10 protein-coding genes are annotated in these 11,906 nt (G+C 72.5%); 3 read left to right on the forward strand and 7 right to left on the reverse strand.

Annotation, left to right across the window (positions count from 1 at the left end; all coding sequences use genetic code 11):
- Positions 1-15: 15 nt before the first annotated feature.
- Positions 16-1,182, reverse strand: a complete 1,167-nt coding sequence (locus ACGFI9_RS04165; protein ID WP_393175231.1) for a TIGR04053 family radical SAM/SPASM domain-containing protein — start codon at positions 1,180-1,182, stop codon at positions 16-18.
- A 296-nt stretch (positions 1,183-1,478) separates the two neighbouring features.
- Between ACGFI9_RS04165 and ACGFI9_RS04170 the strand changes: the two genes are divergently transcribed.
- Entirely contained in the window at positions 1,479-1,769 is a 291-nt protein-coding gene (locus tag ACGFI9_RS04170; protein WP_393174685.1) for a MoaD/ThiS family protein, read from the forward strand.
- A 140-nt stretch (positions 1,770-1,909) separates the two neighbouring features.
- On the opposite strand, the gene ACGFI9_RS04175 is transcribed toward ACGFI9_RS04170, so the two are convergent.
- Positions 1,910-3,046, reverse strand: a complete 1,137-nt coding sequence (locus ACGFI9_RS04175; protein ID WP_393174687.1) for an RNA-guided endonuclease InsQ/TnpB family protein — start codon at positions 3,044-3,046, stop codon at positions 1,910-1,912.
- A 101-nt stretch (positions 3,047-3,147) separates the two neighbouring features.
- Here ACGFI9_RS04175 and ACGFI9_RS04180 point away from each other — a divergent pair, with 101 nt between their 5' ends.
- Together ACGFI9_RS04180 and ACGFI9_RS04185 are read left to right on the forward strand one after the other, a co-directional pair.
- Complete coding sequence (locus tag ACGFI9_RS04180) at positions 3,148-3,387, forward strand: DUF6457 domain-containing protein (protein WP_393174689.1); 240 nt, start codon at positions 3,148-3,150, stop codon at positions 3,385-3,387.
- Positions 3,384-4,577 carry a molybdopterin molybdotransferase MoeA gene (locus tag ACGFI9_RS04185; RefSeq protein ID WP_393174691.1) on the forward strand — a complete coding sequence of 398 codons (1,194 nt, stop codon included), beginning with the start codon at positions 3,384-3,386 and terminating at the stop codon, positions 4,575-4,577. Before ACGFI9_RS04180 ends, ACGFI9_RS04185 begins: the two co-directional genes overlap by 4 nt.
- Positions 4,578-4,729: 152 nt before the next feature.
- Here the strand turns inward: ACGFI9_RS04185 and ACGFI9_RS04190 are convergent, their stop codons facing one another.
- From ACGFI9_RS04190 to ACGFI9_RS04210, 5 genes are read right to left on the reverse strand one after another with little or no spacing between them, the layout of a single operon-like run.
- Positions 4,730-5,059, reverse strand: a complete 330-nt coding sequence (locus ACGFI9_RS04190; RefSeq protein ID WP_393174693.1) for a carboxymuconolactone decarboxylase family protein — start codon at positions 5,057-5,059, stop codon at positions 4,730-4,732.
- 54 nt (positions 5,060-5,113) lie between these two features.
- Complete coding sequence (gene narI, locus ACGFI9_RS04195) at positions 5,114-5,863, reverse strand: respiratory nitrate reductase subunit gamma (RefSeq protein ID WP_393174695.1); 750 nt, start codon at positions 5,861-5,863, stop codon at positions 5,114-5,116.
- A complete protein-coding gene (gene narJ / locus ACGFI9_RS04200) occupies positions 5,860-6,531 on the reverse strand; it encodes a nitrate reductase molybdenum cofactor assembly chaperone (RefSeq protein ID WP_393174697.1) in 672 nt (223 codons plus the stop codon). Before narJ ends, narI begins: the two co-directional genes overlap by 4 nt.
- A complete protein-coding gene (narH, locus tag ACGFI9_RS04205; protein ID WP_393174699.1) occupies positions 6,528-8,147 on the reverse strand; it encodes a nitrate reductase subunit beta in 1,620 nt (539 codons plus the stop codon). The genes narJ and narH overlap by 4 nt, the downstream gene beginning before the upstream one ends.
- The gene (locus ACGFI9_RS04210) at positions 8,147-11,848 is read right to left on the reverse strand and encodes a nitrate reductase subunit alpha (RefSeq protein ID WP_393174701.1); all 3,702 of its coding nucleotides are present in this window, start codon (positions 11,846-11,848) and stop codon (positions 8,147-8,149) included. Before ACGFI9_RS04210 ends, narH begins: the two co-directional genes overlap by 1 nt.
- Between the last annotated feature and the right edge of the window lie 58 nt (positions 11,849-11,906).

Below are 11,906 nucleotides of genomic sequence, written 5' to 3' on the forward strand. Positions count from 1 at the left end.
GACGGCCGTGGCGGCTCAGGTATCGAGGGCGAGCCCGTCCGCGCCGGGGAACGTCCCGGGCCGGTAGCCGCACGACGGGTCCTCGCCCCAGACGTCGCCGGTCATCGCGTACGCCCGGGCGCGGGACCCTCCGCAGACGGCCCGGAACTCGCAGGCACCGCAGCGGCCCCGCAGCCGTCCCGGGTCGCGCAGACCGGTGAACAGCTCGGAGTCGCGGTAGATGTCCACCAGCGACCGCTGCCGTACGTTGCCGGCCGGCACCGGGAGGAACCCGCTGGGGTGGACGTCCCCGCGGTGCGAGACGAAGACGAAGCCGTTGCCGGCGCTGACCCGCAGCGGCGCCCGACGCACCCGGTCGGCCCGGCCGACCAGTCCGTGCTCCCGCAGTCGGGCGCGCAGGTCCCGATACATCGGCCCCAACCCGAGCGCCGCCACGTGGTCCTCCCCGCGCCGCGCGAGCGTGTCACGCTGCAGGCAGACTCGTCGGAAGTGGTGCGCCTCCGTGGTCTTCACCGGCACCGTCTCGCCGAGGTCGTAGAGCACGTTCAGCACGTCCTCGGTCTGCGCCGCGTCCAGGCCGGCCAGCGCCCGGCCCCGCCCCGTGGGCACGAGGAAGAAGACGCTCCACAACAACGCTCCCCGCTCGCGTACGTGGGCGGCGATCGCGGGCAGGTCGGGCACGGTGTCGCGGGTGACGGTGGTGTTGATCTGGACCTTGAGCCCCAGGTCGAGCGCGTCGTGCCAGGCCCGGTTGGTGAGCTGCCAGACACCGGGCACGCCCCGGAAGCCGTCGTGCCCGGCGGCGGTGGCCGCGTCCACGCTCAGCGAGATGGCCCGGGCGCCGGCGTCCCGGAGGCCGGCCAGGGCGGCCCGGGTGAGGGTCGGGGTACCGGAAGGTGAGACGGAGACCGGCAGGCCCAGGTCGGTGCCCCGGCGCACGAGTTCCGCCAGGTCCGGTCGCTGGAACGGGTCACCACCGGTGATCACGAACAGCGGTGCCGGGCGGCCGAAGGCCGCCACCTGGGCCATGAGCGTGGTGGCCTCCTCGGTGTCGAGTTCGGCGGGGTCACGCAGCGGGCGCGCCGAGGCGCGGCAGTGCAGGCAGGCCAGCGGACACGCCTGACTGGCCTCCCAGATGACGATGAAGGGCCGCTCCCGCACGTCCTGCCGGGGTAGCCGCACGGACCTGCCCGCCCGCTCCGGGCGCTGCGGTTCGCTCGCCGTGATCGCGTGTGTCACGACCGGGACGCTGCCTCGCGGGAACGCCACGGGCCAGGGACCGGTGACCCGGGTCGGCGGGCCACCTGGCCCCAGCTGTCCCGGGCCGGGACCGACCAGGGGCAGAAACGCCCCACCATCTCGGGACCTTCGGCCCGGTCCGGCGGCGTAGCGCGCCGGCAGGCTGGCTGGGGCGACCTCCGGCGACGTGTCCCTGGGACCGGCCGGCGCGGACCTCGATGCTGTCTGTGGGAGTGCGTATGTCGACGAGCTACGAGCCGGGTGACCGGCACGACGCGGGCCCGGTGACCGGCATCCGGGTGCGGTACTTCGGCGGCACCCGTGCCGCCGCCGGAACGTCGGAGGAGGACCACCCGGCGAGCACCCTGGCAGAGCTGCTCGACCGGATGGGTGAGGCACACGGGCCGAGGCTGCGGGCCGCACTGCGAACCTGCAGCTTCCTCGTGAACGGCACCCAGTGGCGTGACCGGCACGCCGTTCTGCCGTCACCGGCCACGGTCGACGTGCTTCCGCCGTTCGCCGGCGGCTGACCCGCAAGGAGATTCGTTGACATCCTCCCGGCCCTGAAGGGGCCGGGATTCCTACGGTCGCCCGTGAGGTTTCCTGTTTCGTCGCCGACTGCCTTTCCGGGAGGTTTCCCTTGAGGTCTTACATCAGCTCCGCAGGCGTTTTACCTCTCCGCCAGCCCGGCGGCGAGGATGTTGCGTGCAGCGTTGATGTCCCGGTCGTGCTCGACCCCGCAGCCCGGGCACGTCCAGGTGCGCACGTTGAGGGCGAGCGTGGTGTTGATTCGCCCGCATGCCGAGCAGGTCTTGGACGACGGGTACCACCGGTCGACGGGGATCACCTCACGCCCGTACCACTGGGCTTTGTACTCCAGCATGCTGCGGAACTGGGACCAGGCCGCGTCGGAGATGACGCGGGCCAGGCGGCGGTTGCGGAGCATGTTACGCACGCTGAGGTCTTCGATCACGACCGTTTGGGTCTCACGGACGAGTCGGGTGGTCAGCTTGTGCAGGTGGTCCCGCCGCCGGTCGGCGATACCGGCATGAATCCGGGCCACCTTGAGCCGGGCCTTCGCCCGGTTCGCGGAGCCGTCCTGTTTGCGGGCCAGGTTCCGCTGCGCCTTGGCCAGCTTGCGCCGGTCGGCCTGCCCGTAACGCGGGTTGGCCACCTTGCCCTGCTCGTCGCTCATTCCGGCAAGAGGGTGGGACAGGGTGAGCAGACTGGTGATGCCCGCGTCCACTCCAACCTCGGCCGTGACCGGCGGCAGCGTCTTCACCGTCGGGTCCTCGACCAGCAGGGACACGAACCACCGGCCGGCGGCGTCGCGGGACACGGTGACCGTGGAGGGCTCCGCCCCCTCGGGCAGGGGCCGCGACCAGACGATGTTCAGCGGGGCGTCCATCTTGGCCAAAGTGAGCTGACCGTCACGCCAGCGGAACGCGGAGCGGGTGTACTCCGCCGACGCCCGCGACTTGCGCTTGGACTTGAACCTCGGGTACCGGGACCGCTTGTCCCAGAACGCCGCGAACCCGGCCTGCAGATGCCGCAACGTCTGCTGCAACGGCACCGACGACACCTCGTTCAGGAACGCCAGGTCATCGGTGCGCTTCCACTCCGTCAGCCACGCCGACGACTGAACGTACGTGGTGCGCTGACGGTCAACCCCCCACGCCCGAGTGCGGGCCTCCAACGCCCGGTTGTATACCAGACGCACGCACCCGAAGGTCCGGTTCAACTGCCCCGCCTGTTCAGGGGTCGGGTAGAAGCGGTACTTGTAAGCCCGCTTCACCACCTCACCCATGCCTCACAGTCTAGCGACCGTCCATGTAAGACAAGCATCGAGGGGAGGCGGCGGCGTGTCCTTCCTGCCCTAAACGGCCGGGCTTCCACGCCGCAATTCCGATGAGCGACCCGAAGCTGACCGACTGGCTCACCACCGCCGCGGCGGCGCTCGACCTGCCGGCCCCCTCGACCGACGAGTGCCGGGCGGTCCTGGACCTGGTCCGGGACACCGCGCACGGCGTCTGCCGGCCGGCGGCGCCACTGGCCGCGTACCTGATCGGGGTGGCCGTCGGGCGCGGCGCGGACCCGGACGTGGCGCGGGTCGCCGTCGCCGCCCTGGTTCGGCCGGAGACGCGGTGACCACCGCCGCCGCGCCGCGGCCCAAGGAGCAGCGGGCCCGGAGCACCGGGTGGGCGGAGGCGCGCCGCCTCGCCCACGACCTGCCCTCTCCCCTGCCCGCGGAGGAGGTGCCGCTGGCGTCGGCGGCCGGCCGCGCCCTGGCGGCACCGCTTCGCGCGGAGGTGCCGTCACCGGGCTTCGACAACGCCGCCATGGACGGGTACGCCGTGCGCGGCCCCGGTCCGTGGCGGGTCGTCGCCCGGGTGCTCGCCGGCCACACCCACGTCCCGCCGCCGCTGGCCGCGCAGACCGCCGTCGAGGTCGCCACCGGCGCTCCCGTACCCGAGGGGACGGAGCGTGTGGTGCCCTACGAGACCGCGGAGCGCCGCGGTGACACGGTGTGGGCGCCGCCGGGCGACCGCCCGCATGTCCGGCGCCGCGGCGAGTACGCCCGCCGGGGGCAGGAGCTCCTTCCCGCGGGCAGCGCCATCACGGCGCCGGCGCTGGGCCTGGCCGCCAGCGTCGGTCTCGACACGCTCACCGTGCGCGCCCGGCCGAGAGTACGGATGGTGGTCAGCGGGAACGAGCTGGTGGCCGCCGGACCGCCCCGCTGGGGACAGGTCCGGGACGCGATCGGTCCGATGCTGCCGCCGCTGCTGACGTCATGGCGGGCAGAGCTGCTCGACTCCCGCATGGTCGGCGACGAGCCCGACTGGTTCGCCGCCGCGGTCGCCGACAGCACCAGCGACGCGGACGTGACGATCGTGTGCGGCGCCTCGTCGGTCGGGCCCGCGGACGGACTGCACGATGCGTTGCACGATCTCCGCGCCACGGTGCACATCGACGGCGTCGCATGCCGGCCGGGCCACCCGCAGGTGCTCGCCCAGGTGGGACAGAAGTGGATCGTCGGGCTGCCCGGCAACCCGTACGCCGCGCTCGTCGCGGCGCTCACCCTGGTGGAACCGCTGCTGGCCGGGCTCACCGGGTTGCCGCTGACCGAACTGGAGACCGGGACGCTCGTCGGTGCGCCGCCGGCCGATGAGCGGCACACCCGGATCCTGCCGGTCCGACGGTCGGCGCAGGTCCTGCACGTCGTCGAGGGCGGCCAGTCCGGCCAACTGAGCGGCGCCGCCGGCGCGGACGCCTTCGCCGTGGTGCCGACCGGTTGGCGGGGCACGGCTCCGGTGGGACTGCTCCGCCTGGGGCGGTGAGCACAGCCCGCGACTCCGCTCGGCCCCGGCACTCGGCGAGTGCCGGGGCCGAACCACTCGCGTACCTGCGGTGGCGGCGGCCGGAGGGGGGTTCCGGCCGCCGCCACCATCGGGTGGGGTTCAGGAGGGGCCGGTCCGGGACCCCGCCGTCGTCAGGAGTCAGCGGCTGCCGCCGTGACGTCCTCGATCCAGTTCAGCGCCGCGATGGCGGTCGGGAAGCCGCAGGTGGTGATGGCGGCGAGGGCGACGGCACGTACCTCGTCCAGGCTCGCCCCGTGGGCCATGGCCTTACGGACGTTGGACCGGACCGCGCCTTCGGCCTCGGCGCCGATCGCCATCGCCAGCTTGATCAGCCGGTCGGTCCGGTCGTCGAACGGGTTCCGCTCGCGGATCGTGCGCGCCAGCGCGCCCTGCGCCTCCGCGACCTCCGGGAAGCGCTCCAGGAACTGCACGTAGATGCCGGGCAGGTAGTCCTCTTCCATGTCACCTCCACCACCGCTGTCGACCCTCACACCGTACGACGGCCGGCTCGGGGATCAGGGCCGGCCGCTCGAGATGGGCAGGCGGGCGGCGTCGCGCAGCGCGGCCGGGGAGGGCTGCGCCGGGGGCACCGCGCCCCGCCGGGCGCGGTAGACGACGTACGGACGCCACAGGTACGCCAGCGGCGCGGACCAGACGTGCACCAGCCGGGTGAACGGCCACAGCGCCAGGAACAGGAAGCCGCCGATCGCGTGCAGCTGGTAGACCAGCGGTGCCTCGCTCATCAGCGCCGGGTCGGGCTGGAACCAGAAGATCCCCCGGAACCAGACGGCGATCGTCTCCCGGTAGTCGTAGCCCTCGCCGAGCAGGTTCGTGCCCACCGTGGCGGTCATGCCGAGCGCCACCATGGCGGCCAGCGCGGCGTAGAGCACCTTGTCCATGGTGGTGGTGGCGTGGCGGACCCGCCCGTTGACGAAGCGCCGGGCGATCAGCAGCGCCAGGCCGGCGACCAGCATCACGCCGGTCACCGTGCCGCCCCACACCGCGGTGAGGTGGTAGACGTGCTCGCTGATCCCGACCTTCCCGGTCACCGACGCGGGCACGACCAGACCCATGGCGTGCCCGCCGATGACGCCGAAGGCGCCCAGGTGGAACAGCGGCGAGCCGAGCCGCAGCAGCCGGCTCTCCAGCAGTTGGCTGGTGTGCGTGGTCCAGCCGAACTGGTCGTGACGCCAGCGCCAGACGTGGCCGGCGACGAAGACCGCGAGGCACAGGTACGGCAGGACGATCCAGACGAGGGTGCTCATCGTGCGACCTCCGACGGGGAGCAGGCGGGGTAGGGGGCGAGCGCGGCGGCGTGCAGGTCGGGACCGTGGCCGAGGGACTCCAGGCCGACGGTCTCCACCGGCGGTCCGTCGACCGCGAGCGCCGCGACGGCGGCCCGGTCCGCGTCGGTGAGTTCGGGCAGCACGGCACAGACGGCGTCCAGCAGCAACCGGTACGGGGTGCCGGACTCGGCCAGCGCGGCGCGGAGCAGCTCGATGCCCTGCCGGTGCTCGCGCAGCGGCGCCTCGCCGTCGCCCGGGCCCACCGTCGCGGCGAACTCGAGCACCACCGGCAGCAGGTCGGGCAGCTCCCCGTCGGCGAGCCGCAGGCCGTGCGCCCGGTACCGCTGCTTGAGCACCAGCAGCGCCATCCCCCGCTTGCGGGTGTCCCCGTGCAGGTAGTACGTGAGGTAGAGACCGGAGCGGCGGCGCAGGTCGAAGGTCTGCACGTAGTGCCGCTGCGCCTCGATCGGGGTGGCGTGCAGCAGCCAGTCGAGGAACTCCTCGAGCTGCCCGCGTACGGTCTCGTCCGCGACCCGGGCGGCCGCCGCGCGAAGCTCGGCGCCCGCGCCCAGCAGCTCGTCATCGGGGTACGTGAGCAGCAGCGAGACCAGCTCGAAGATGCGGGCCCGGTCGGTCGGGGCGGTCATGAGCGGCCTCCCAGCGGGTTGATGGTGAGGCCGAGTCGGCCGTCGGCGCGGCGGCCGAGGACGCCAGGGCGTCCGGGGCGCACCTCGTCGCCGTCGACCAGGTGGAAGCGCTGCACGGCGGCTTCGGTGGTCATCCCCGGGCCGCCCGCGCAGTCGAGCGCGCAGTCGGGCTGGGCGGCGGCCTGGGCCTCGAGGGCGGCGGCGTCCTTGGTGTGGGCGACGGGGATGACGTAGCGCTCGTCGTACTTGGCGACGGCCAGCAGCCGGTACATGGCCTCCACCTGGTCCGCGGTCATGCCGATGCCGTCGAGCAGGTCGGTCGCGACCGTGCCGTCGAGGGTGCGGGCGCGCATGTAGGAGCGCATGGCGGCGAGCTTCATCAGGACGCCGGCGACCGCCTCGACGTCGCCGGCGGTGAACAGCTCGGCCAGGTACTCCACCGGGATGCGCAGCTCGCGGATGGTGTGGAAGACGTCGTCGGCGTCGGTGTCGTCCCGCCCGGCCTCGCCGACGGCGTCGAGCACCGGCGACAGCGGCGGGATGTACCAGACCATGGGCAGCGTCCGGTACTCCGGGTGCAGCGGCAGGGCCACCTGGTACTCGCTGATCAGCCGCCAGACCGGGGACCGTTCGGCGGCGTCCAGCCAGTCCTGCGGCATGCCGGCCTCCCGGGCGGCCTGCCGCACGGCCGGGTCGGCGGGGTCGAGGAACACGGCGCGCTGGGCGTCGAGCAGGTCACGCTCGTCGGCCACCGAGGCGGCGGCGAGCACGGCGTCCTCGTCGTACAGGACGATGCCCAGGTACCGCAGCCGGCCCACGCAGGTTTCCGAGCAGATGGTCGGCTGTCCCGCCTCGATCCGGGGGAAGCAGAAGGTGCACTTCTCCGCCTTGCCGGTGGCGTGGTTGACGTACACCTTCTTGTAGGGGCAGGCCGACACGCACATCCGCCAGCCCCGGCAGCGGTCCTGGTCGACGAGGACGATGCCGTCCTCCTCGCGCTTGTACATCGCGCCCGAGGGGCAGGCCGACACGCACGCCGGGTTGAGGCAGTGCTCGCAGATGCGGGGCAGGTGGAACATGAAGGTCTTCTCGAACTCGAACTTGACCTTCGCCGCCGCCTCGCCCGGCATCCGGGCGAGGTTGGGATCTCCGCCCGCGTGCTCGTGCGCTCCGCCCAGGCTGTCCTCCCAGTTGGCACCCCAGTTGACCGCCACCGGCTCGCCGGTCAGCGCCGAGTGGGGCCGCTTGACCGGGGTGTCCTTCAGGCCGGCGGGCGCGTTGACCAGGATGTCCTTGTCGAAGGTCACCGGCTCGTAGTAGTCGTCGATCGACGGCAGGTCCGGGTTGGCGAACAGTCGGCTGAGCCGCTTGATCCGGCCGCCGGAGCGCAGCTTCAGTCGGCCCTTGTCGTCGAGCTGCCAGCCGCCGTGCCAGCGGTCCTGGTCCTCGTAGTGCTTCGGGTAGCCGATGCCCGGCTTGGTCTCGACGTTGTTGAACCAGACGTACTCGGTGCCCTCCCGGTTGGTCCAGGTCTGCTTGCAGGTGACGGAGCAGGTGTGGCAACCGATGCACTTGTCCAGGTTCATCACCATGGCGACCTGCGCACGGATCTTCATCAGTACTCCACCTCCTGCGCGCGGCGGCGGATCACGGTGATCTCGTCGCGCTGGCTGCCGATCGGGCCGTAGTAGTTGAAGGCGTAGGTGAGCTGGGCGTGTCCACCGGCGAGGTGGGTGGGCTTGACCAGCAGCCGGGTCATCGAGTTGTGGTAGCCGCCCCGGCGGCCGCTCTTCTCCGCCTTGGGTACGTTGACCGTGCGCTCGGGCGAGTGGTACTGGAAGACGGTGCCCTCGGGCATCCGGTGGCTGACCACGGCCCGGGCCACCACGACGCCGTTGCGGTTGTGCGCCTCGATCCAGTCGTTGTCCCGTACGCCGATCTTGGCGGCGTCCGGCACGCTCATCCAGATCACCGGCCCGCCCCGGGACAGCGCCAGCATCAGCTCGTTGTCGTGGTACATCGAGTGGATCGACCACTTCGCGTGCGGGGTCAGGAAGCGTACGGTCAACCCGCCGTCGACCAGCTCGCCCGGCCTGCCGAAGTGCCGGGCCATGTTCAGCGGCGGGCGGAAGGCCGGCAGCTGCTCCCCCAGCTCGGCCACCCAGTCGTGTTCGACGAAGAAGTGCTGCCGGCCGGTGATCGTGTGCCAGGGCTTGAGCCGCTCCACGTTGAGGGTGAACGGCGAGTAGCGGCGGCCGCCCTTCTCCGAGCCGGACCATTCCGGGCTGGTGAAGACCGGCTGCGGCGACCGCTGGGTGTCCGGGTATGTGATCCGGTCGTGCTCGTGCCCGGCGATCAGGTCCGCGAACGGCTGGCCGGTCCGCTTCTCCAGCGCGTCGAAGCCGGCTGCGGCCACCCGACCGTTGGTGGTGCCCGACAGGGCCAGGATCGCCTCGCACATGCGGTCGGCGGTGGCCAGCGACGGCCGTCCGGCGAAGGGCCCGTCGGTGACCACCCCGTTCTGGTGCCGCAGGTACTCCACTTCGGCGGTGACGTCGACGGTGAGCGCCTTGGTGGTGGTGCCCAGCGTGTCGAGCAGCGGGCCGAGGGCCCGCATCTTCGCGCCGATCTGCCGGTAGTCCCGCTCGATCTCGATGAGCTTCGGCATGGTGGCGCCCGGCACCGGCTCGCAGTCGCCCGCCTTCCAGTCCCGCACCCGGCCGCCCGGCATGGCCAGCTCGTCCGGGGTGTCGTGCTGCAGCGGCACGGCCAGCACGTCGCGGCGCACCCCGAGGTGGGTGACGGCCAGCTCGCTGACCTTGTCGGCCAGGGCGAGGAAGGTGTCGTAGTCGGTGTGCGCGTCGGCGGGCGGGTCGACGGCCGGGCTGAACGCGTGCACGAACGGGTGCATGTCCGTGGTGGAGATGTCGTGCTTCTCGTACCAGGTGGCGGCGGGCAGCACCACGTCGGCGTGCAGGCCGGTGTTGGTCATCCGGAAGTCGATCGCGGTGAGCAGGTCGAGCTTGCCGGTCGGCGCCTCCTCGCGCCAGACCACGTCGCGCGGCCGGTGGTCGGGGTCGCACTCCTCGGCGCTGGCCGACGAGTCCACCCCGAGCAGGTGCCGCAGGAAGTACTCGTTGCCCTTGCCGGACGAGCCCAGCAGGTTGGCCCGCCACAGGGTCAGGCAGCGCGGGAAGTTCGCCGGGTCGTCCGGGTCCTCGGCCACGCCGCGCAGCCGGCCCGCCTTCAGCTCGGCGACGATGTGCTCCCGCACCGGCACGCCGGCCGCCGCCGCCTCGTCGGTCAGGTCGAGGGGGTTACGGTTGAACGCCGGATGGCCGGGGCTCCAGCCCATCCGCTGCGCGGCGGCGACGGTGTCCGCGAAGGACATACCGGCGAACCGGCCGGTGCCCAGCGGCGAGGACAACTCGTCGGCCGGCACCCGCTCGTAGCGCCACTGGTCGGTGTGCAGGTACCAGAACGGGGTGCTGGCCTGGTGCCGCATCGGGCGCTGCCAGTCGAACGCGAAGGACATGTGCTGCTGGCCGGTGATCGGTCGGGCCTTCTCCTGCCCGACGTAGTGCGCCCAGCCGCCACCGTTGACGCCCTGGCAGCCGGTCAGGGTGACCAGGGAGATGAATGCCCGGTAGGTCATGTCGGAGTGGAACCACTGGTTGGCGCCGGCGCCCAGGACGATCAGCGACCGGCCTCGGCTGCGCTCGGCGTTGCGGGCGAACTCCCGGCCGATGCGCGCGGCCAGCGCCGCCGGCACGCCGGTGATCCGTTCCTGCCAGGCCGGCGTGTTCGGCGCGTCCGCGTCGTCGTACCCGGTGGGCCACTCGCCCGGCAGGTCGCCACGGCGGACCCCGTACTGGGCCATGACCAGGTCGTGGACCGAGGTGACCAGGTGCTCGCCGACGTGCATGACGGGCACGCCGCGGCGCATGGTGGCGCCGCCCTCGGTGTCGCCGACGTCGAACCGGGCCAGGTCGATCTCGACCGCCTCGTCGGTGAGGTCGAGCAGCCCCAGCGCCGGGACCACGTCGCCGAGGTCGAGGTTCCAGCGGCCCTCGCCGGCCTCGCCGTACCGGAAGCCCAGCGACCCGTTCGGGACGACCAGCTCACCCGTGCGCTCGTCGACCAGGACGGTCTTGTGCGCGCCGTCGGCCTCACCCAGGTCGGACGCGGTGAGAAAGCGGTCCGCGGCCCACGCGCCGCTCCCGGACCGGCGAAGGGTGACCAGGAAGGGCAGGTCGGTGTAGCGGCGCACGTAGTCGACGAAGTAGGGCACCGTGCGGTCCCGGAAGAACTCGGTGAGCACGACGTGGCCCATGGCCATCGCCAGCGCCCCGTCGGTGCCCGGATGCGGCGCCAGCCAGTCGTCGGCGAACTTGACGTTGTCGGCGTAGTCGGGGCTGACCGCGACCACCTTGGTGCCGCGGTAGCGGGCCTCGGCCAGGAAGTGGGCGTCCGGGGTGCGGGTCACCGGGATGTTCGAGCCCCACATCATCAGGTAGGTGGAGTTCCACCAGTCGCCGGCCTCGGGCACGTCGGTCTGGTCGCCCCAGATCTGCGGCGAGGCGACCGGCAGGTCGGCGTACCAGTCGTAGAAGCTCAACAGGGTGCCGCCGAGCAGGGCGTGGTAGCGGGTGCCGGCGGCGAAGGACGCCATCGACATCGCCGGGATCGGCGAGAAGCCCACGACGCGGTCCGGCCCGTACGTCCTGGTCGTGTAGACGTGGGCGGCGGCGACCATCGTGATCACCTCGTCCCAGCTGGCGCGCACGAAGCCACCCCGTCCCCGCTGGGTCTTGTACGCGCGGGCCTTGAGCGGGTTCTCCACGATCTCGGCCCAGGCCGCCACCGGGTCACCCAGGCGCCGCAGGCCGTCGCGGAACATCTCGGCCAGCACGCCCCGCACGTACGGGTGGCGCACCCGTGACGGCGAGTACTCGTACCAGGAGAAGGACGCCCCTCGGGGGCAGCCGCGCGGCTCGTAGTCCGGCGAGTCCGGGCCGGTGGTCGGGTAGTCGGTGGCCTGGTGCTCCCAGGTGATCAGGCCGTCCTTGACGAAGACGTTCCACGAGCACGAGCCCGTGCAGTTGACGCCGTGGGTGGAGCGCACCACCCGGTCGTACCGCCACCGGTCCCGGTAGAAGTGATCCCACTCGTTGCCGTCGACCTGGTGTAGCGTCCGGCCGTGGTCGCCGACGGTCTCCCTGGTCAGGAACCGACGGGCGGCCAGCAGCGGCGCCGCACCGGGTACCTGGTCCGTCGCAGGGGTGCGGGCGGCGTCTGGCAGGCGGTGCGGTGACACGTCGGTCACTCCTTCGGTGTGGCGCGGACGACAACCCGGGAGCCGTCGACGGCACGCG

The organism is Micromonospora sp. NPDC048930 (assembly GCF_043197935.1).
In the GTDB taxonomy this organism is placed as follows: domain Bacteria; phylum Actinomycetota; class Actinomycetes; order Mycobacteriales; family Micromonosporaceae; genus Micromonospora.